This is a genomic window from Cellulomonas jepli (assembly GCF_047229345.1).
Classification (GTDB): Bacteria; Actinomycetota; Actinomycetes; order Actinomycetales; family Cellulomonadaceae; genus Cellulomonas_A.
In genome coordinates this window covers 25,881-46,021 of the sequence record NZ_JBFTER010000005.1, presented here as the reverse complement: position 1 = coordinate 46,021, position 20,141 = coordinate 25,881, and the positions used below count along the sequence as shown (strand labels likewise).

Genomic DNA, 20,141 nt, shown 5'->3' with positions numbered 1-20,141 from the left:
ACGGCGCTCGCACGTGTGGCGACCCTGTGGGCGTCCTGAGGAGGCAGGCGCTGCGCCCCGTGCACCGGCCGCCGCCGCCGTACACTGGACAGTCGACCACGGCGTCCGCACGGAGCGGCCTCACGCCGCACGAGGGGAGTGCCTGTGGGCCTGCTGGACCGGATCAGCTCGCCGTCGGACCTGCGCCGGCTGAGCGAGCACGAGCTCGTCGCGCTCTCGGCCGAGATCCGCGACTTCCTCGTCGCGTCGGTCTCCCGCACGGGCGGGCACCTCGGGCCCAACCTCGGCGTCGTCGAGCTGTCGATCGCGCTGCACCGCGTCTTCGACTCGCCGCGCGACTCCGTCGTCTTCGACACCGGGCACCAGGCCTACGTCCACAAGCTGCTGACGGGGCGCCACGACTTCTCGGACCTGCGCACGCGCGGCGGGATGTCCGGCTACCCGAGCCGTGCCGAGTCCCCGCACGACGTCGTGGAGAACTCGCACGCGTCGACCGCGCTGAGCTGGGCCGACGGCATCGCGAAGGCCCACGAGGTGCGTGGGCGCGGCGACCGGCACGTCGTCGCGGTCATCGGTGACGGCGCGCTGACCGGCGGCATGGCGTGGGAGGCCCTGAACAACATCGCGGCCGGGCCCGACCGCCGGCTCGTGATCGTGGTCAACGACAACGGGCGCTCGTACGCGCCGACGATCGGCGGCCTCGCGCACCACCTCGACACGCTGCGCGTCACCAACGGCTACGAGGCCGTGCTGTCGTGGGGCAAGCGCACGCTGCGCCGGTCCGGGGCACCCGGGCGGTTCGCGTACGACGCGCTGCACGGGCTCAAGAAGGGCATCAAGGACGTCGTCGCGCCCCAGGGCATGTTCGAGGACCTCGGCCTGAAGTACGTCGGCCCGGTCGACGGGCACGACGTCGCCGCCGTCGAGCGCGCGCTGGCCCGGGCGAAGGCGTTCGGCGGGCCGGTCATCGTGCACGTCATCACCGAGAAGGGCCGGGGCTACAGCCCGGCGGAGCAGGACGTCGCCGACCGCTTCCACGCCGTCGGGCGCATCCACCCCGAGACCGGGCTGCCGGTCGCGCCGTCCCGGTTCAGCTGGACCAAGGTCTTCGCCGACGAGATGGTCCGCATCGGCCGGCGCCGGCCCGACGTCGTCGCGATCACCGCGGCGATGCTCGCCCCCGTCGGGCTCGCCCCGTTCGAGGCGGAGTTTCCGGAGCGCACGTTCGACGTCGGCATCGCCGAGCAGCACGCCGCGACGTCGGCGGCCGGCATGGCGTTCGCCGGGCTCCACCCGGTCGTCGCGGTGTACGCGACGTTCCTCAACCGCGCGTTCGACCAGGTCCTCATGGACGTCGCCCTGCACCGCGCGGGGGTCACGTTCGTGCTCGACCGGGCCGGGCTCACGGGTGAGGACGGCGCGAGCCACAACGGCATGTGGGACATGGCGATGCTGCGCGTCGTCCCGGGCCTGCGGCTGGCCGCTCCGCGCGACGAGGCGACGCTGCGCTCGGCGCTGCGCACGGCGGTCGACGTCGACGACGCCCCGACGGTCGTGCGCTACCCCAAGACGCCGCTCGGCGACGACATCCCGGCCGTCGACGCGGTCGAGGGTGTGGACGTGCTCGCGCGCCACGCCGGCACCGGGGCCCGCGTCCTCGTCGTCGGTGTCGGGTCGATGGCCTCCACGGCCGTCCAGGTCGGTGAGCAGCTCGCGGCGGCGGGCCTGCAGGTGACCGTCGTCGACCCGCGCTGGGTCCTGCCCGTGCCGAGCGCGCTGGTGAAGGTCGTCGGGGAGCACGACCTGACGCTGTGCGTCGAGGACGGCGTGGTCGAGGGCGGCGTCGGCGCGGCGCTCGCCCAGCGCGTCACCGAGGCCGGCATCCGGACCCCGGTGCTCGCGCGCGGCATCCCGGCGCAGTTCCTCGAGCACGCGAGCATCGCCCAGCTCGTCGAGGCCGTGCGCCTGCGCCCCGAGGACCTGGCGGCGGACGTGCTCGGCGTGCTCGCGTCGCGGGACGCCTGACCCGCGAGGCCTCGCCCCGCACACGTCCGCCCCGCCCCGCCGGCTCTCGCAGGACTGCTCGCGGCGTTCTCCTCATGCTGCCCGCCGCCCCGCCGATGGAGGGGGTGCGCGCGGCGAGAGCCGCAGCGCCGCAGTTCAGCGGTCCACGCCGGGATCCCAGCACTCCCGGCGCGCGGACCGTCCTGGTGGTGGAGCACGCGCCCCTCGTGAGGGGTGTCCGGACGCCGACCAGGTGGCACGTCATCGACAGCCCCCAACAGGCCGGGGGCGGTTCAGGCCGCGCGTGAAGAGGACAAGCGGGCGCGGTGGGTGAGGACGAGAACGCTGCTGGACGAGACCTCCGGTCACGAGACGACGGCCCCGACCCGCTACGACGCGGTCGGGGCCGTCGCACGTCCGGGGCCGGACGTGCGGGACCGGTGAGGGTCCGGCGACGGCCGGTGCGCACGGTGACCTGGACCACACGGAGGTGGGGTCCAAGGTCCCGAGTCGTCCCATCACTTCGTGCGTAGCGTCGCAGGTAACGAGACGCACACCAAGGAGTGCCGAGATGACCACCACCGCCGTACCCGGACCCTCCACCACCGACGGACCGGAGAACGAGACCGGACCCTGGCAGGGCTTCGTGACCGGCCCCTGGACGGACGGCGTCGACGTCCGCGACTTCATCCAGCGCAACTACACCCCGTACACGGGCGACGCGTCGTTCCTCGCCGGACCGACCGAGCGCACCACGGGGATCTGGGCCCGGCTGAGCGAGATGTTCCCCGCCGAGCGCGAGCGCGGCGTCTACGACATCGACAACACGACGCCCGGCAGCATCACCTCGCACCCGGCCGGCTACATCGACCAGGACAACGAGCTCGTCGTCGGCCTCCAGACCGACGCCCCGCTCAAGCGCGCGATGATCCCCAACGGCGGCTGGCGCATGGTCGAGACGTCGCTGACGACGTACGGCTACGAGATCCCGCAGGACATCAAGCGGATCTTCACCGAGTACCGCAAGACCCACAACGCGGGCGTCTTCGACGTCTACCCGCCGAACGTCCGCGCCGCGCGGTCGAGCCACATCATCACGGGCCTGCCCGACGCGTACGGCCGCGGCCGGATCATCGGTGACTACCGCCGCGTCGCGCTCTACGGGGTGGACGGCCTCATCGCGGCGAAGCGGATCGAGCGCCACGAGCTCGACATGGAGCGCTCCTCCGAGGACGTGATCCGCGACCGCGAGGAGAACGCGGAGCAGGTCCGGGCGCTCGAGGAGCTCAAGGTCATGGCCGCCTCCTACGGCTACGACATCTCCCGCCCCGCCGCGACCGCCCACGAGGCCGTGCAGTGGCTCTACTTCGCCTACCTGGGCGCGGTCAAGGAGCAGAACGGCGCCGCGATGTCGCTGGGCCGCACCTCGACGTTCCTCGACGTGTACCTGCAGCGCGACCTCGAGGCCGGCCGGATCACCGAGTCCGAGGCGCAGGAGCTCATCGACGACCTCGTCATCAAGCTCCGCATCGTGCGGTTCCTGCGGACGCCCGAGTACGACGCGCTGTTCTCGGGCGACCCGACGTGGGTCACCGAGTCGATCGGTGGCATCGGGGAGGACGGGCGCCCGCTCGTCACGAAGAACTCGTTCCGGTTCCTCCAGACGCTCTACAACCTGGGCCCCGCGCCCGAGCCGAACCTCACGGTGCTGTGGAGCAACCGCCTGCCCGCCGGGTTCAAGGCGTTCTGCGCGCAGGTCTCGATCGACACCTCCGCGATCCAGTACGAGTCCGACGAGCTCATCCGCGGCGCGTGCGGCGACGACTCCGCGATCGCGTGCTGCGTCTCCGCGATGCGGGTCGGCAAGCAGATGCAGTTCTTCGGTGCCCGCGTCAACCTCGCGAAGACGCTCCTGTACGCGATCAACGGCGGCCGCGACGAGGTGTCCGGCAAGCAGGTCTCGCCGCTCGCCCCCGCGGTCACCGGTGACGTGCTCGAGTACGACGACGTCATGGCCAAGTTCGACGCCCTGATGGACTGGCTCGCGGAGACCTACGTCGACGCGCTCAACTGCGTGCACTACATGCACGACAAGTACGCCTACGAGCGCCTCGAGATGGCCCTGCACGACCGGACCATCCTGCGGACGATGGCGTGCGGCATCGCGGGCCTGTCGGTCGTGGCGGACTCGCTGTCCGCGATCAGGTACGCGACCGTGCGCCCCGTGCGCGACGAGACGGGCCTGGTCGTCGACTACGTCACCGAGGGCGAGTTCCCGACCTACGGCAACGACGACGACCGGGCCGACGACATCGCGGTCGAGATCGTGCGCAGCTTCATGGAGAAGATCCGCGCGCAGAAGACGTACCGGAGCTCGCTGCACACGCAGTCGGTCCTGACGATCACCTCGAACGTCGTCTACGGCAAGGCCACGGGCAACACCCCCGACGGCCGCCGCCAGGGCGAGCCGTTCGCGCCGGGCGCCAACCCGATGAACGGGCGCGACTCGCACGGGATGCTCGCCTCGGCCCTCTCCGTCGCGAAGCTGCCGTACTCCGAGGCGATGGACGGCATCTCGCTGACCTCGACGGTCGTGCCCTCGGGCCTCGGCCGGACCAAGGACGAGCAGGTCGCGAACCTGGTCGGCCTGCTCGACGGGTACACGGTCTCGGCCGGGTTCCACGTCAACATCAACGTCCTCAACCGCGACACGCTCGAGGACGCGATGGAGCACCCGGAGAAGTACCCGCAGCTGACCATCCGGGTCTCCGGCTACGCCGTCAACTTCGTCCGCCTGACCCGGGAGCAGCAGCTCGACGTGCTCTCGCGCACGTTCCACGGCGGACTCTGACCCCCGTACCCCCGGGGAACGGCCGTGCCGGGTGCCCAGCGGCGCCCGGCACGGTCCGCCGGGGCAGGTGCCCCTCGACGGTGCGCACACCGCACCACCGCACCACCGCACCTCCCGCTGCGAGCAGCACGATCCCCCGAGACCGACAGGAGCCGGCGATGAACGCGACAGCCGCACAGCGCGACACCGACGAGGTCGGCGCCCCGGTCGTCGAGCTCGGCGTGCCGCTCGTCGGCGGCTCGAACCACCGTTCGACCGCGGGCACCGCGGGGCTCGACGTGAGCGAGGCCGACCGGGTCGAGCGCTTCGCGCAGATGCGCGCCGGGGAGCTCGGCTCGCTGCACTCGTGGGAGCTCGTCACGGCCGTCGACGGCCCGGGGACGCGGCTGACCACGTTCCTGTCGGGCTGCCCGCTGCGGTGCCTCTACTGCCACAACCCCGACACCATGGAGATGCGCCGCGGCGAGCCGATCACCGCCGACGAGCTCCTCGGCCGGATCCGGCGCTACCGCCCGATCTTCGAGGTCACCGGCGGCGGCCTCACGATCTCCGGCGGCGAGCCGCTCATGCAGCCGGCGTTCGTCGCCCGCGTGCTGCGCGGCGCGAAGGAGCTCGGCATCCACACCGCGATCGACACGTCCGGCTGCCTCGGGGCGCACTGCACCGACGCGATGCTCGACGACCTCGACCTCGTGCTGCTCGACGTGAAGTCGGGCGACGAGGAGACCTACACGCGGGTGACGGGCCGCGAGCTCGCCCCGACGCTCGACTTCGGCCGTCGTCTCGCCGCCCGCGGGACCGAGATCTGGGTCCGGTTCGTGCTCGTGCCCGGTCTGACGGACGACGCCGAGAACGTCGAGAAGGTCGCCGCGTACGTCGCGAGCCTCTCGAGCGTGACGCGCGTCGAGGTCCTGCCCTTCCACCAGATGGGCCGCGACAAGTGGGAGGCCCTGGGGATGCGCTACGAGCTCGACGAGACCCCGGCGCCGTCGCCCGAGCTCGTCGCCCGGGTGCGCGAGCAGTTCCGCGCCCACGGCCTCACGACGTTCTGAGGCCGCACCGCCAGCCCGGGGCCGACCCCGGGCTGGCGCACGCCGTGCCGTCAGTCGCGCGGTCCCTCCCACGGGTACCCGTGCTCGACGAACGCACGGCGGACCGCGGCTCGGTCACCCTCGACGTCGTCGGCGAACAGCGTGCGCCCGTGCTCGGTCTCGAGGACGAGCTTCGAGCCGCGTGGGTGGACGGACGCCACCGTGGCGCGCGCGAGGACCCGCTCGACCCGTCCGTGCCGCCGGACCTGCACCTCGTCCGCGTCGACCTCCAGGACCGGGCTGGCCGAGACGACCCACACCGCGGCTCCGAGGCCGGCGGCGAGCCCGATCGCCGGACGCCCCCACGTCAGCCACGACGCGTCGAACGACGAGAGCAGCCGGAGGGGTCCCTCGAAGGGCACCCACGGCGCGTCCCGCAACCGGCCGGCGACCGCCGGCAGGAGCGCGCCGAGCGCGACGCCGCCGGCCCCGAGCACCACGAGCACCCACAGCCGACCTTCGCGGTCGAAGCCGCCGACGGTCGTCGAGCGGCTGTGCAGCGTTCCGTCGGGAGTCACGTGACCACCGTAGGAACCGCGACGCGCACTGTCGTCCGACCTGGGTCGAGCGGCGGCGCGCCCCAGGTCGGACGTTCGTGCGCTCCGGACCGGACGGCGCCGGCCGCGACGCCGGCGGGCGAGGCGCGACCGCCCCCTCGCCGTGCGCCCGCGCTCGTCGCCCGGTGCGCGAGCAGCTCCGGGCCCCCGTGCTCAGGACGTCCACGCCGCCGTGGGGGACCACGCCGGGTCGCGCCCCGTGAGCGCGAGCGTGCGGTCGAGCACCGTCGCCGACCCCGGGACGGTCCGCTCCGGGCCGTAGACGCCCATCTCCCGCCCGGTCCGCGCGCTGTAGGCCACCTCGCCGTGCAGGTACGTCAGCACGTCGTCGTCCCACCCCGGCTCGTGGCCCGTCGCGCGCGCGAGGTCCCACCCGTGCACGACGAGCTCGCCCACGAGCATCCCGCCGACGACCGAGGCCGGCAGCGTGAAGCCGTCGAGGGCGGTGCTGCCCTCCCACGCGTCCGGCCGGCTCCACGCGTCGACGGTCCGGCGGACGCGCGCGGCGAGCTCGTCGGCCCAGGCACCCGGGGGCAGGTCGTCGATCTGGTCATGGTGCGCCGGTGCGGTCGTCCTGCGCCCGGCGGCCTCCAGGGCCGGCGCCCAGCGCAGCAGGTGGTCGACGAGGGCGCGCACGTCCCACGCGCTGCACGGGGTAGGGCCGCCGAGCTGGTCGGCGGAGACGGTCGGGACGAGCCGCAGCAGCGGCTCCGCGGCGCGGGCGAGGAGATCAGGGTTCGACATGGCCCCAGCCCACCAGAGGGTGGGCCGTGCCGTCTTGAACGAATGCGACCTACGCTCGACGGCGTGACCAGGGACGCGCGCGAGGTCGGCGGTGCGTGGCGGACGCACCAGCGGCACGACCAGCCGCCCGTGCCGGCCGACCTCGCGCCGTGGGTCGAGCGCTTCTGGGCGGTCACCTGGGACTACGCCGAGCCCTACCGGCAGCTCGTCGTCCCGACCCCGAACGTGCACCTGACGGTCCGTGGGGGGCGCGCGACCGTCACGGGCGTCGCGACGACCCACCAGCACCGGACGCTCGAGGGGCGCGGCTCCGTGCTCGGGGTGGCCTTCAGACCCGGCTGGTTCCGGCCCCTGCTCGGTCGCGCGGTCTCGACGCTCACGGACGCCACGGCCGACGCCGCCGACGTGCTGCGACGCGACATCCCGGAGCTGACCGACGCCGACGCCCTCACGGGGTTCCTCCGCTCGGTCCTCCCGCCGCCCGACCCGCGCTCGGCCCTCGCCGCTGACGCGGTGGCGGCCGTCGCGACCACCCCCGAGCTCACGACCGTGCACGCCCTCGCCGCCCACCTGGCGCTGAGCACGCGCCACGTGCAGCGCCTGTTCGCCGAGCACGTGGGCGCCGGCCCCAAGTGGGTGATCCGGCTCCACCGCCTCCGCGAGGTCACCGAGCGCCTCGACGCCGGCGCGGAGGTCCGGTGGGCCGCGCTGGCGGACGAGCTCGGCTACGCGGACCAGGCGCACCTGACCCGCGACTTCCGCGCGATGTTCGGCGAGAGCCCGACACGGTACGCGCAGCGCTACTGAGCCCCGTCGAGCCCGCGGAGGGGCGCGCACCGGATCCTTGACTTCGAGTGCGCTCGAACTCCTAGCGTGGCCGTCATGACGAACCGTCACACGATCGGCGAGGTCGCGGAGAAGACCGGGGTCACGACGCACACGCTGCGCTACTACGAGCGCATCGGCCTGCTCGCCCCCGTCGCACGCTCGGCGGGCGGCAGGCGCGCCTACGACGACGGGGACGTCGGCTGGGTGCAGCTCCTGACTCTGCTGCGCGCCACCGGCATGGGCATCCGCGACATGCTGGCGTTCGCCGAGCTCACCCGCGCCGGCGAGCACACCATCCCCGACCGGATCGAGGTGCTCCAGCGGCACCGCGACGTGCTCGACGCGCTCCTGCGCCGCCACACCGAGCACCTGCAGCTCATCGACAACAAGCTCACCTACTACCGCGGCGTCGTCGACGCCGCCACCACGGAGGACGCACCCGCATGAGGACCCTGGAGATCGGCCGCACCGGCGAGAAGGTCAGCGAGCTCGCGCTCGGCGCGATGCTGTTCGGCACCACGACCGACGAGCCCACCGCGCACCGCATGCTCGACCACTTCCTGGGCGCCGGCGGCACGCACGTCGACACCGCCAACTGCTACTCGTGGTGGAGCGGGCCGCAGTACACCGGCGACGAGAGCGAGGAGGTGCTCGGGCGGTGGTTCGCCCGCACGGGCCGGCGCGACGACGTGTTCCTCGCGACCAAGGGCACTGCCCGGATCCGCGACCTCGACGGCGTGTGGCGCGACGGGAGCGACGAGCCCGACAACGCCCTCGCGCAGTCCCGCTACGAGGGCGCCGGCGCGCAGACGCTGCGGGACGCGCTCGAGGGCAGCCTGCGCCGCCTGCAGACGGACCACGTCGACCTGTACTACGTGCACGTCGACGACCGCTCGACCCCGCTCGAGGAGACCCTCGAGGTCCTGCACTCGTTCGTCGTCGAGGGCAAGGTCCGGCACCTCGGCTGGTCCAACGTGCGCGCGTGGCGCCTCGAGCGGGTCCGGGCCACGGCGGCCGCGAACGGCTGGACGGTCCCGGTGGCGCTCCAGCAGCAGCACACCTACCTGCACCGGACGGCGGGCCTCGACCACGCCTCGATCGTCGACGACGAGCAGCTCGACTACCTGCGCGCGAACGACGACGTGACGCTGTTCGCGTACACCCCGACGCTGCGCGGCTCGTACGACGACGACGCGAAGTGGGCCGCCAACTGGCAGCACCGGTTCTTCGACGCCCCCGCGAACGACGCCCGTCGCGCGCTCGTGCACGAGCTGGCCGCCGAGGTCGGCTGCACGCCGAACCAGCTCGTGCTCGCGTGGGTCCTCGCGCAGCGCTCGCCGCGCATGTCGGCGATCACCGGGGTGCGGACGTGGGAGCAGTACGAGCAGAACATCCGCGCCGCCGAGGTCGAGCTGCCGGCCGAGGTGCTGGCGCGGCTGGACGCCCAGCCCTGACCGCGGGCGTCCCGCACGGGACGCCGACCGTCCCGGGCGAGGGGGCGGAGAGTGGGCGACGAGCACCGTCGCCCACCCTCCGGCCGCTCAGACCGAGGAGGCCACCTGCGCGGGCACGTCCGCGCGACCCGGCGGCAGGAACCGGCGCCCCGCAGCGCGCTCGGACCAGCCGGTGCGGTCGAGGTACGGCGTGATGCCGCCGAGGTGGAACGGCCAGCCCGCGCCGAGCACCATGCACAGGTCGATCTGCTCGGGCGTGGCCACGACGCCCTCGTCGAGCATGAGCCCGATCTCCTGCGCGAGACCCGCGAGCACCGCGTCGCGCACGCCCTGCTCGTCGAGCGCGCCCTCGGCGCCGACCGCCGGGAAGGCGTCCTGGATCGCCGGGTCCACCGCGTGCTCGCTGCCCCGGCCGTCGGGCTCGGGCACGACGCGCCGACCCGCCTCGGCCAGCCGGGACAGGCCGGGGGACAGCGGGTAGCGGTCACCGAGGTCGGCGTGCAGGGACTCGAGCACGTGCAGCGCGACCGGCAGCCCCACGAGCTGGATGAGCGCGAACGGCCCCATCGGCAGCCCGAGCGGGCGCAGCGCGACGTCGGCGACCTGCACCGGCGTGCCGCCCTCGACCGCGCCGGCGACCTCCGCGAGCATCCGCAGCAGCAGCCGGTTGACCACGAAGCCCGGGCGGTCGGCCACGCCGACGGCGGTCTTGCCGAGCCCCTTGGCCAGCGCGAACGCCGTCGCGACCGCCTGGTCGGTCGAGACGCCCGTGCGGACGACCTCGATGAGCGGCATCTGCGCGACGGGGTTGAAGAAGTGGATGCCGACCACCCGCTCCGGGTGGCGCAGGTGCGCCGACATCTCGGTGACGGACAGCGCCGACGTGTTCGTCGCGAGCACCGCGTCGTCGGCGATGATGTCCTCGAGCTCGGCGAACACGCGCTGCTTGAGGCTCATCACCTCGGTGACCGCCTCGATCACGAGGTCGGCACCGGCGAGCGTCGACAGGTCGGTGCTCACCGAGATCGACGCGAGCACCCGGTTCGCCTCGTCGGCCGAGATCCGGCCCTTCGCGGCCTGGCCCTCGACGAGCCGGCGGATCCCCGCGAGCCCGGCCTCGACGCGCTCGTCGGACACCTCCCGCATGACCACGGGCACGCGCAGGCGCCGGGCGACGAGCACCGCGAGCTGCCCGGCCATGAGCCCGGCGCCGACGATGCCGACCGACCGCACGGGACGCGCGAGCTCGGGCGCCGGGGCACCCTCGGGCTTGCGCGCGCGCCGGGTCGTGAGGTCGAACGCGTACAGCCCGGCGCGCAGCTCGTCGGACATGATGAGCTCGGCGAGCGCGTCGTCCTCGGCCGTGAACGCCTGGTCGCGGTCGGCGGTGCGGGCCGCCGCGACGAGGTCGAGCGCGCGGTACGGGGACTGCTTGGCGCCGTGCAGGCGTGCGTCGAGCTGGGCGCGGGCGCCCGCGACGACCGCGTCCCACTCCTCCTGGCTCTCGATCTCGCGCCGCTCCGGCACGACGCGCCCCGCGAGCACGTCCGCCGTCCAGGAGAGCGACTGCTCGAGGAAGTCGGCAGCCTCGAACAGCGCGTCGGCGACGCCGAGCTCGAGCGCCTCGGCCGCCTTCGTCATGCGGTTGTTCGCGAGCGGCCGCGTGAGGATCAGCTCGAGCGCGCGCCGGACCCCGACGAGGTGCGGCAGGTGGTAGCAGCCGCCCCAGCCCGGCACGAGCCCGAGGAACACCTCGGGCAGCGCGAGCGCGGTCACGTCGGACGCGACGGTCCGGTAGGTGCACGCCAGCGCGACCTCGAGCCCGCCGCCGAGCGCCGCGCCGTTGACGTAGGCGAACGTCGGGACGCCCATCTCCCCGAGCAGCCGGTACGTCGCGTGCCCGAGCTCGGCGATCATCCGGGCGTCGGCGGGGTCGCTCAGGGACGAGACCAGCGTGAGGTCGGCCCCGGCGGCGAGGTAGTACGGCTTGCCGGTCACGGCCACGGCGACGATCTCGCCCGCCGCGGCGCGCGCCTGCTGCGCCCGCAGCGCGGCCTGGAGCTCGGTGAGCCCGCCCGGGCCGAGCGTCGTCGGCTTGGTGTGGTCGAAGCCGTTGTCGAGCGTGACGAGCGCGAGCGTGCCCGCACCGCGGGGGAGCGTCACGTCGCGGACGAGCGCGTGCGTCACGCGCTCGGGACGAGGGGCGTTCTCGGTCGTGGGGGTGCTCATCGGGCGCTCCCGGAGGTCGTCGCGGCGGCGGGGCGCACGCCGTCGTAGTCGGGGTGGTGCGGGTTCTCCCAGATCACGGTGCCGCCCTGCCCGAGGCCGACGCACATGGTCGTGAGCCCGTAGCGGACGTCGGGCTGCTCGGCGAACTGGCGCGCGAGCTGGGTCATGAGGCGCACGCCTGACGACGCGAGCGGGTGGCCGACGGCGATCGCGCCGCCGTACGGGTTGACGCGCGGGTCGTCGTCGGCGATCCCGAACGCGTCGAGGAACGCGAGCACTTGGACGGCGAACGCCTCGTTGACCTCGAACAGCCCGATGTCCTCGATCGTCAGGCCCGCCCGGGCGAGCGCGCGCTGCGTCGCGGGGACCGGGCCGATGCCCATGACCGCCGGGTCGACGCCCGCGTAGGCGAACGACACCATGCGCATGCGTGCGGCGAGCCCGAGCTCCTCGGCCGTGTCCTCCGCCGCGAGCAGGCACGACGCAGCGCCGTCCGTGAGCGGCGCGGACGTCGCGGCGGTGACCCGGCCGCCCGCGCGGAACGGGGTCTTCAGGTCACGGACGTCCTCGAGCCGTGTCCCCGGGCGCGGCGGCTCGTCGGCGGTCGCGAGGCCCCAGCCGCGCTCGGGGTCGCGCGTCGCGACGTAGACGAGGTCGGGGTCGATCTGGCCGGCGGCGAGCGCGGCCGCGTACTTCTCCTGGCTCGCGACGCCGTACGCGTCGGCGCGCTCGCGGGTCAGCTCGGGGAAGCGGTCGTGCAGGTTCTCGGCGGTGTTGCCCATGTTGAGGGCGTCGGCGGCGACGAGCCGCTCGGCTACGAACCGCGGGTTGGGGTCGGCGTCGAAGCCCATCGGGTGCCGGCCCATGTGCTCGACGCCCCCGGCGAGCGCGACGTCGAGGCCGCCGACGCCGATGCCCGAGGCGACGGTGGTCACGGCGGTCATGGCGCCCGCGCACATGCGGTCGATCGCGTACCCGGGGACGGTCTCGGGGAGCCCGGACAGCACGCCGACCGTGCGGCCGAGCGTGAGCCCCTGGTCGCCGGTCTGGGTCGTGGCCGCCACGGCGACCTCGTCGATGCGCTCGGGCGGCAGCTCGGGGTGGCGCCTCAGGATCTCCCGGACCGTCTTGACGGCGAGGTCGTCGGCGCGGGTGTGCGCGTACAGACCGTCGGGACGGGCACGGCCGAACGGCGTGCGCACACCCTCGACGAAGACGACGGGACGGACGGACCGGGCGGATGCGCGCGGCATCGGACCTCCAGGCGGGACGACGGTGTCCTGCCGACCCAGGCGGGCCGGCGAGGGCCGACGTTACCGGGACGTACGTCCCGCGTCAGCCAAGTTACCGAACAGTAACATCGCGCCTCCGCCCGAGGCCGTCAGGCCGAGACCGCCGCGAACGCCTCCGCGAGCCGCGGCACCGCGAGCTCGACCTGCCACTCGCGCGCACCACCGGACCGCAGCGTGTCGGCGACCGCCGCGGCGTCGAGCGTCGGAGGCGGCGACCAGCAGAGGCGGCGCAGCAGGTCGGGCTGCAGCAGGTTCTCCGCCGGGACGTCCACCTCGGCCGAGAGCGCCGTCATCACGTCGCGCGCCGCCGTGAGCCGGGCGGCGGCCGCGGGGTCCCGGTCGGCCCACGCGCGCGGCGGCGGGGGAGCGTCGCTCTTGGGCCCGCGCACCGACGGCAGCTCCGACTCCGGGAGGGCCAGTGCCTCGTCGATCGCGTGCTGCCACAGCGCGGCACGGCGCCGGGTGCCCTTGCCCGAGAACGCCGGGAGCGCGACGAGCTGGGGGACGGACCGGGGGAGCGCCTGGGCGGCTGCGACGATCGCGTGTTCGGGCAGGACGCGCCCCGGGGAGATGTCGCGCTGGCGGGCGTTGTCGTCGCGCGTCGTCCACAGCGAGCGGACGACGGCGAGCCGCCGGGCGTCGCGCACCGCGTGCAGCCCCGAGACCCGGCGCCAGGGCTCGACGCGCGGGGGCGGCGGGGGAGCGAGACGCACGGCCTCGAACTCCTGCGCGGCCCACTCGGCCTTGCCCGCGACGGCCAGACGCTCGGCGAGCACCGCGCGCAGCTCCACGAGCACCTCGACGTCGAGCGCCGCGTAGCGCAGCCACTCGCCCGGCAGCGGGCGCGTCGACCAGTCGACCGCCGAGTGCTCCTTGGCCAGGCCGAGGCCGAGCAGCTCCGCCACGACGGCCGCGAGGCCGACGCGCTCGAGCCCGAGCAGGCGGGCACCGAGCTCGGTGTCGAAGATGCGGGTCGGCGTCATGCCCTGCTCGGCGAGCCCGGGCAGGTCCTGCGACGCCGCGTGCAGGACCCACTCGACGCCGACGAGCGCGCGGGACAGCGACGACAGGTCCGGCAGCGCGATCGGGTCGATGAGCGCGGTGCCCGCACCCTCGCGGCGCACCTGCACGAGGTACGTCCGCTGGCCGTAGCGGTAGCCGGAGGCGCGCTCGGCGTCGACGGCGACCGGCCCGGTGCCGGCCTCGAAGAGCGCCACGACGCGCGCGAGCTCGTCCGGGGTCTCGACGACCGGGGGGACGCCCTCGCGGGGTTCGGTGAGTGCGACGACGACCGGTGCCTCGGGCACGGCCACGTCGACGGCGTCGTCGGCGGGGACCTGCACCGCAGGGTCGCCGGACGGTCGATCGGGAAGCATGACCTCCACCGTAGGGGTTCCGCGGCCCGCCGCCGCGCGGGCGCGCGCAGCCGGGCGCGGCCGAGGTGGTGTGGGGTCGCTCACGGGACCGCCGCACGGGCGGGCACGTGCGGGCGCGCTCTCAGTCGAGCAGGCCCGTCCGGATCGAGATCGCGACGAGCGCGGCCCGGTCGCCGGTGCCGAGCTTGCGCGAGATGCGCGCGAGGTGGCTCTTGACCGTCAGGGCCGACAGGCCGAGCAGCTCGCCGATCCGGCGGTTGCTGCAGCCGTCCGCGACGAGCTTGAGGACACCGAGCTCGCGTGCGGTCAGCTCGGGGCGGTCCCGCACGAACTGCGCGGGCGGCGGGACCTGGGTCAGCGTCGTGTGGGCCTCGGACGCGACGGCGCCGCGCAGGCCCCCCGCGAGGAGGCCGACGAGCTCACGCCGGCTCGCACGACGGGCCAGCAGGATGACCCGGCCGGACCCGCGACGCCGCAGGTTGCGGACGAGGACCTGCCCGTCACCGTCGGCGAGGTCGGACACGACCACGCACATCTGGCCGAGGGCGCGCCGCTGGGCGGGCGCGCCGGCAGCGCGGTCGGCGCTGACGAGGGATGCGCGCTCTCCGGCACGCGGCTGCACACCCCGCAGGGTGGGCGCGGTGCGGCGCAACGGCTCGATGCTCACGTAGGTCTCCCCGGGGATGTTTCCGGCACGTACAAGACCATCGGCCGCACCATCCCCCACCTTGAGCGGTTCGGCGGGGCTACTTGTTCCGGCGGCGCGTCATCGACGCCTCGGGAGCGGGACGACCCCGGCGGGGAGCGGCGGGAGGCCCGCCGTCGTGCACAGCAGCGTGCCCCACGCGCGCAGGTGCGGGCCGAGGTCCTCGTCGCGGGCCGTCCAGCTCGCCCGCACCTCGAGCTCGACCTGCTCCGGCCGCTCGTCGAGCGCGCCGAAGCTCTGCGACAGGACCCGGGTCACGGTCCCCCCGGCGGCGTGCGCGTCGAGGCCGGCGCTCGCGAGCGCGTCGGCGAACCAGCTCCAGGCGACCTCGGCGAGCATCGGGTCGGCGCCGACCTCGGGCTCCAGCGTCGCGCGTACGAGGGTCACGAGGCGGAACGTCCCGTGCCACGCCTCCTGGCCCTCGGGGTCGTGCAGCACCACGAAGCGCCCGGAGGCGAGCTCGATCGCGTCGGGGTCGCGCCGGCTCGCGCGCACCTCGGCCGTGAGGGCCGCCGTCCAGGGCGCGATGCGCGCCGGACCGGGCACCTCCTCGAGGCGGATCTCGGGGCGCAGCTGCACGTCACGGAGCGATCGCAGTGCGCGCAGGAACTCCGGCGGAGCGGGCCCTGAACCGGCTGGTGTCACGCGAGCGAGACTACGTGCGGGGGTGCGGTCTTGCCGTTCGGCACGCCGCGTCGCGCGTGTCGTTGCGCCACTAGGCTGACCGGCGCATCAGCACAAACCGGCCCGCCCGTTCGGAGTGCAGCTCCCGGCCCGGGCGTCCCCGACGAAGGAGTACCGCGCGTATGTCCGTAGAAGGAACTGCTCAGATCGGTGTGACGGGTCTGGCTGTGATGGGTCGGAACCTGGCGCGGAACTTCGCGCGGCACGGGTACACGGTCGCGGTGCACAACCGGTCCTACGCGAAGACCGAGTCGCTGGTCGCGGACCACGGGGACGAGGGGACGTTCGTGGCCTCGGAGTCGATGGCCGATTTCGTGGCGTCCCTGGAGCGCCCGCGCAAGGTCGTGATCATGGTCAAGGCCGGCCCGGCGACCGACGCGGTCATCGCCGAGCTGGTCCCGCTGCTGGAGGCGGGCGACATCGTGATCGATGCGGGGAACGCGCACTTCCCGGACACGGTGCGCCGGGAGGGTGAGCTGAAGGCCCACGGCCTGCACTTCGTCGGCTCCGGGGTCTCGGGCGGTGAGGAGGGGGCGCTGCTGGGCCCGTCGATCATGCCGGGTGGGTCGCGGGAGTCCTATGCGGTGCTCGGGCCGATCCTGGAGGACATCGCCGCGAAGGTCGACGGGGTGCCGTGCTGCACGTATGTGGGGCCGGAGGGTGCGGGGCACTTCGTGAAGATGGTGCACAACGGCATCGAGTACGCCGACATGCAGCTCATCGCGGAGGCCTACGACCTGCTCAAGCAGGGCCTGGGCGCGAGCGCGGCGGAGATCGGGGAGATCTTCCGGACCTGGAACGAGGGGGACCTGGAGTCCTTCCTGATCGAGATCACCGCCGACGTGCTCTCGCACGTCGACGCGGCGACCGGTCAGGCGTTCGTCGACATCGTGCTCGACCAGGCCGAGCAGAAGGGCACCGGGCGCTGGACCGTGCAGAACGCGCTCGACCTGGGGGTGCCGATCACCGGGATCGCGGAGGCGACGTTCGCCCGGGCCCTGTCCGGGTCGGTCCCGCAGCGCACCGCCGCGGCCGGCACGCTGGTGGCGGGCACGAGCCCGTTCGAGGTCGCCGACCGGGACGCGTTCGTCGAGGACGTGCGCCTGGCCCTGTATGCCTCGAAGGTCGTCGCGTACTCCCAGGGCTTCGACCAGATCGCCGCCGCGTCGGCGGAGTTCGGGTGGGGCATCGACCGGGGTGCGATGGCCCGGATCTGGCGGGGCGGGTGCATCATCCGGGCCCGGTTCCTCAACCGGATCACCGAGGCCTACCAGCGCGACGCGAACCTGCCCCTGCTGCTGGCCGACCCCTACTTCGTCGGGGCCGTCGGCAACGGCGTGGGCGCCTGGCGCCGGATCGTGGCCGCCGCCGCGTTCGCCGGCGTCCCGACCCCCGCGTTCTCCTCCTCCCTGGCCTACTACGACGGGGTCCGCGCCGAGCGCCTGCCCGCGAACCTGATCCAGGCCCAGCGCGACTTCTTCGGCGCCCACACCTACCGCCGCACCGACCGCGAGGGCACCTTCCACACCGAGTGGACCCTCGACCGCACCGAGAGCAACGCGTGAGCGACACCGCACGCGAGCCGGTCGACGCCCTCACGGCGTCGACCGGCCCGCTCCAGCCCGTGATCCTCGGCGCCGACATCGGCGTCTACGCCCTCGCGCGCTCGTTCCACGAGGCCTACGGCGTCCGCTCGATCGTCGTGAGCGGTGCGGCCCTCGGCCCCGTCGCCGACTCGCGCATCGTCGACAACGTGCTCGTCGCCGACGGGCACGACCCGCGCCAGCTCGTGGACAAGCTCGTCGAGGTCGCGCGCGGCCTCTCGGGCCGGCGGCTCGTGCTCATGGCGAACTCGGACTGGCTGGTCCGCGTCGTCGTGCAGCACCGCGACGAGCTCGAGCCGTACTACGTGGTCCCGTTCCTGAGCGCCGAGCTGCTCGACCAGATCTCCGACAAGGCGACGTTCGCGGAGATCTGCGAGCGGATCGGCATCTCGGTGCCCCGCACCGTCGTGCAGGACTTCGCCCACGCCGGCGAGCCCGGGTGGCAGCCCGTGCCGGTCCCGGCCGGCATCACGTACCCGCTCATCGCGAAGGCGGCGAGCAGCGCGGACTACCAGGACGTCGAGTTCGAGGGCAAGAAGAAGGTCTTCGAGATCAGCGAGCCCGCCGAGCTCGACCAGCTCTGGGTCTCGCTCGCCGGCGCCGGGTTCCGCGGCCGGTTCGTGGTCCAGGAGCTCATCCCGGGCGACGACACGCAGATGCGCTCGATCACCGCGTACGTCGACAGCCGCGGGCAGATCACGCTGCTGTGCTCGGCGCACGTGCTCCTCGAGGAGCACACGCCGTCCGGCCTCGGGAACCCTGCGGCGATGATCACGACGCGCATCGACCCGATGCTCGAGCAGGCCCGGCGCTTCCTCACCGAGACCGGGTACGTCGGCTTCGCCAACTTCGACGTCAAGGTGGACCCGCGTGACGGGTCGTACCGCTTCTTCGAGGTCAACCCGCGCATCGGCCGGAACAACTACTACGTGACGGCCGCCGGGGCGAACCCGATGCGCTTCCTCGTCGAGGACCGCGTCGAGGGCCGTGCCGTCGAGCCGGTCGTCGTCGAGAAGGAGATCCTCTACGCGATCGTCCCGCACCGGCTGCTGCTGAAGTACGTCGCGGACCCGGCCCTCGCGGCCAAGGTCAAGGGCCTGATCAAGGCGGGCGCCGTCGCGCACCCGCTGCGGTACGCCCAGGACGCCGGGCCCAAGCGCGTCGCGTACGTGACGCTCGCGCTGGTCAACCAGGTGCGCAAGTTCCGGACCCACTACCCGGAGCTCACGGGCACCGGTTTCTGAGCGGCACCGGGCCTGACCGCCCGGGCACGCACGCACGACGCGACGACGCCGGGTCCCCTCCTCGGGGGCCCGGCGTCGTGGTGTGCGGGGGCGGGGTGGAGCCGGGCCTGGCGCCGAGAGCGGTCAGCCGAGCTCGCTGGTCCCCGCGTACAGGTGCAGGACGGGGACGTCGAGCTCCTCGCGCGCACGCGACGCCCAGTCGCGGTGGAAGGTGTCCTCGACGGCGTGCGGGTACGTCACGACGACGACCTCGCGCACCGGGCCCTGCGCGATCGCGGCGCGCAGCGCGGGCAGCGGGTCGTCCGACACGACCTCGCCGGCGGCGTCACGACCCGCCTCCGCGAACGCGGCGAGGCTCTCCGCGAGCTGGTCGGCGGCCGTCGCGCGGGCGGCGCGCGGCTCGGGATCGCGTCCGCGGACCGTGTCGAGGGCCTCACGCAGCTCGCCGAGGCTGAGCTGGTCGATGAGGGAGACGAGCAGGTTGCGCTCGGTGTCGGCGGGCACGAGGACGCGGTACGCGAGCGTCTCGCCCTCGTGCAGCGACACGATGTGCGCGACGTCGGCGGAGGCGAGCGTGTCCTCGGTCAGGACCAGGATCGTGTCAGTCACGTGGGGGAGCCTAGTGCGCGGCCCCGCGGTGCGCGGTCCGTCACCGCGTGCCGACGTGGTCCGGCTGCGTCAGTTCTGCCCCGCGTGGTGACGCAGCGTCCAGCGGCCGACGAGGACGCCGTCCGCGTGCAGCAGGTGCACCGGGGTCGTCGCGACGGCGGCCGGCAACCACGTGCCCGAGTCGAGGACGCGCGGACCCGGGCCGCCGACGAGCACCGGGCTCGTCGTGAGGCACAGCTCGTCGACGAGGCCGCCCGCGACGAGGTCGGCCAGCAGGTGCGGGCCGCCCTCGGCCAGCACCCGCACGAGCCCGCGCTCCGCGAGCGCCTCGAGCGCACGGGCGAGGTCCACGTCCTCGTCGCCGGCGACGACGAGCCGGTCGGCGCTGACCGAGGCGCGCAGCGCCGCGAGCCGGGGGCTCGCCGCCGACGTCACGACGAGCGGCGCGGACGGTGCGTGCAGGAGGTCCTCGGGGATCGACCCCGACCGCGACACCAGCGCGAGCGTGACGTCCGGGGACTGCCCGCGGTGCACCCGGGCCGCACGCAGCGGCTCGGGCAGCGGGAGCTCGCGGTACCCCTCGGCGCGCGCGGTGCCGGCTCCGACGAGCAGCACGTCCGCGACCGCGCGCTGGACGACGAACGCGCGGTGGTCCGCGGCGTTGTTGATCGTGCCCGAGCGGCCGTCCGGTCCCGTCGCCGAGCCGTCGAGCGTCGACACCATCGCCGCCCGGACGCAGCTGCTCCGCCCCGGTGCCGGGTCGGGGTGGGCGTACAGGTCGAGCAGGGCGCGCTCGTCCGGGTCGGGCGGGAAGCGGTCGCCCGCGCGGGCGAGCGGCAGCAGGACGTCGAACGTGGGTGCGGGCACG

Annotated in this window: 17 protein-coding genes; 8 read left to right on the top strand and 9 right to left on the bottom strand. The window is 74.1% G+C overall.

Annotated features, from left to right (window positions below; genetic code table 11):
• The first annotated feature begins 144 nt into the window (after positions 1-144).
• The 3 genes from dxs to pflA all read left to right on the top strand — a co-directional run bounded on the left by dxs (position 145) and on the right by pflA (position 5,907).
• Positions 145-2,025, top strand: a complete 1,881-nt coding sequence (gene dxs / locus AB6N24_RS02195) for a 1-deoxy-D-xylulose-5-phosphate synthase (protein WP_412867798.1) — start codon at positions 145-147, stop codon at positions 2,023-2,025.
• Positions 2,026-2,575: 550 nt separating this feature from the next.
• Positions 2,576-4,855: a formate C-acetyltransferase gene (gene pflB, locus AB6N24_RS02190; protein WP_412867797.1), complete on the top strand. Its 2,280-nt coding sequence runs from the start codon at positions 2,576-2,578 to the stop codon at positions 4,853-4,855.
• 158 nt (positions 4,856-5,013) lie between these two features.
• On the top strand, positions 5,014-5,907 hold the full coding sequence (gene pflA, locus AB6N24_RS02185; protein WP_412867796.1) for a pyruvate formate-lyase-activating protein: 894 nt from the start codon (positions 5,014-5,016) through the stop codon (positions 5,905-5,907).
• Positions 5,908-5,957: 50 nt separating this feature from the next.
• On the opposite strand, the gene AB6N24_RS02180 is transcribed toward pflA, so the two are convergent.
• Positions 5,958-6,464 carry a YqeB family protein gene (locus AB6N24_RS02180; RefSeq protein ID WP_412867795.1) on the bottom strand — a complete coding sequence of 169 codons (507 nt, stop codon included), beginning with the start codon at positions 6,462-6,464 and terminating at the stop codon, positions 5,958-5,960.
• A gap of 192 nt (positions 6,465-6,656) precedes the next feature.
• Positions 6,657-7,247, bottom strand: coding sequence for a TIGR03086 family metal-binding protein (locus AB6N24_RS02175; protein ID WP_412867794.1), 591 nt, complete (start codon positions 7,245-7,247; stop codon positions 6,657-6,659).
• 63 nt (positions 7,248-7,310) lie between these two features.
• On the opposite strand from AB6N24_RS02175, the gene AB6N24_RS02170 reads away from it, so the two are divergent.
• The 3 genes from AB6N24_RS02170 to AB6N24_RS02160 all read left to right on the top strand — a co-directional run bounded on the left by AB6N24_RS02170 (position 7,311) and on the right by AB6N24_RS02160 (position 9,529).
• Positions 7,311-8,054: an AraC family transcriptional regulator gene (locus AB6N24_RS02170; protein WP_412867793.1), complete on the top strand. Its 744-nt coding sequence runs from the start codon at positions 7,311-7,313 to the stop codon at positions 8,052-8,054.
• A 75-nt stretch (positions 8,055-8,129) separates the two neighbouring features.
• Entirely contained in the window at positions 8,130-8,522 is a 393-nt protein-coding gene (locus AB6N24_RS02165; RefSeq protein ID WP_412867792.1) for a MerR family transcriptional regulator, read from the top strand.
• Entirely contained in the window at positions 8,519-9,529 is a 1,011-nt protein-coding gene (locus AB6N24_RS02160; protein WP_412867791.1) for an aldo/keto reductase, read from the top strand. Before AB6N24_RS02165 ends, AB6N24_RS02160 begins: the two co-directional genes overlap by 4 nt.
• An 87-nt stretch (positions 9,530-9,616) precedes the next feature.
• Here the strand turns inward: AB6N24_RS02160 and AB6N24_RS02155 are convergent, their stop codons facing one another.
• The 5 genes from AB6N24_RS02155 to AB6N24_RS02135 form a co-directional block, all read right to left on the bottom strand.
• Positions 9,617-11,758 (bottom strand): 3-hydroxyacyl-CoA dehydrogenase NAD-binding domain-containing protein, encoded by a 2,142-nt coding sequence (locus AB6N24_RS02155; RefSeq protein ID WP_412867790.1) that lies wholly within the window; start codon positions 11,756-11,758, stop codon positions 9,617-9,619.
• Positions 11,755-13,011, bottom strand: coding sequence for a thiolase family protein (locus AB6N24_RS02150; RefSeq protein ID WP_412867789.1), 1,257 nt, complete (start codon positions 13,009-13,011; stop codon positions 11,755-11,757). Before AB6N24_RS02150 ends, AB6N24_RS02155 begins: the two co-directional genes overlap by 4 nt.
• 128 nt (positions 13,012-13,139) lie before the next feature.
• Positions 13,140-14,426: an HRDC domain-containing protein gene (locus AB6N24_RS02145; protein ID WP_412867788.1), complete on the bottom strand. Its 1,287-nt coding sequence runs from the start codon at positions 14,424-14,426 to the stop codon at positions 13,140-13,142.
• A gap of 121 nt (positions 14,427-14,547) precedes the next feature.
• A complete protein-coding gene (locus tag AB6N24_RS02140; RefSeq protein ID WP_258727000.1) occupies positions 14,548-15,093 on the bottom strand; it encodes a helix-turn-helix transcriptional regulator in 546 nt (181 codons plus the stop codon).
• A 99-nt stretch (positions 15,094-15,192) separates the two neighbouring features.
• Positions 15,193-15,777 (bottom strand): DUF3000 domain-containing protein, encoded by a 585-nt coding sequence (locus AB6N24_RS02135; protein WP_412867787.1) that lies wholly within the window; start codon positions 15,775-15,777, stop codon positions 15,193-15,195.
• A gap of 161 nt (positions 15,778-15,938) precedes the next feature.
• On the opposite strand from AB6N24_RS02135, the gene gndA reads away from it, so the two are divergent.
• Positions 15,939-17,381, top strand: a complete 1,443-nt coding sequence (gndA, locus tag AB6N24_RS02130) for an NADP-dependent phosphogluconate dehydrogenase (RefSeq protein WP_412867786.1) — start codon at positions 15,939-15,941, stop codon at positions 17,379-17,381.
• Positions 17,378-18,664, top strand: a complete 1,287-nt coding sequence (locus AB6N24_RS02125; protein ID WP_412867785.1) for a carboxylate--amine ligase — start codon at positions 17,378-17,380, stop codon at positions 18,662-18,664. Before gndA ends, AB6N24_RS02125 begins: the two co-directional genes overlap by 4 nt.
• Positions 18,665-18,787: 123 nt before the next feature.
• Here AB6N24_RS02125 and AB6N24_RS02120 read toward each other — a convergent pair whose 3' ends face one another.
• Positions 18,788-19,273 carry a hypothetical protein gene (locus tag AB6N24_RS02120; RefSeq protein WP_412867784.1) on the bottom strand — a complete coding sequence of 162 codons (486 nt, stop codon included), beginning with the start codon at positions 19,271-19,273 and terminating at the stop codon, positions 18,788-18,790.
• 69 nt (positions 19,274-19,342) lie between these two features.
• Entirely contained in the window at positions 19,343-20,140 is a 798-nt protein-coding gene (locus tag AB6N24_RS02115) for a dihydrofolate reductase family protein (RefSeq protein WP_412867783.1), read from the bottom strand.
• Position 20,141: the final 1 nt, after the last annotated feature.

Bases quoted from the DNA above. Each gene is read 5' to 3' on its own strand.
- pflB (WP_412867797.1), top strand. From the start codon at position 2,576: ATGACCACCACCGCCGTACCCGGACCCTCCACCACCGACGGACCGGAG.
- pflA (WP_412867796.1), top strand. From the start codon at position 5,014: ATGAACGCGACAGCCGCACAGCGCGACACCGACGAGGTCGGCGCCCCG.
- AB6N24_RS02175 (WP_412867794.1), bottom strand. From the start codon at position 7,247: ATGTCGAACCCTGATCTCCTCGCCCGCGCCGCGGAGCCGCTGCTGCGG.
- AB6N24_RS02165 (WP_412867792.1), top strand. From the start codon at position 8,130: ATGACGAACCGTCACACGATCGGCGAGGTCGCGGAGAAGACCGGGGTC.
- AB6N24_RS02160 (WP_412867791.1), top strand. From the start codon at position 8,519: ATGAGGACCCTGGAGATCGGCCGCACCGGCGAGAAGGTCAGCGAGCTC.
- AB6N24_RS02155 (WP_412867790.1), bottom strand. From the start codon at position 11,758: ATGAGCACCCCCACGACCGAGAACGCCCCTCGTCCCGAGCGCGTGACG.
- AB6N24_RS02150 (WP_412867789.1), bottom strand. From the start codon at position 13,011: ATGCCGCGCGCATCCGCCCGGTCCGTCCGTCCCGTCGTCTTCGTCGAG.
- AB6N24_RS02145 (WP_412867788.1), bottom strand. From the start codon at position 14,426: ATGCTTCCCGATCGACCGTCCGGCGACCCTGCGGTGCAGGTCCCCGCC.
- gndA (WP_412867786.1), top strand. From the start codon at position 15,939: ATGTCCGTAGAAGGAACTGCTCAGATCGGTGTGACGGGTCTGGCTGTG.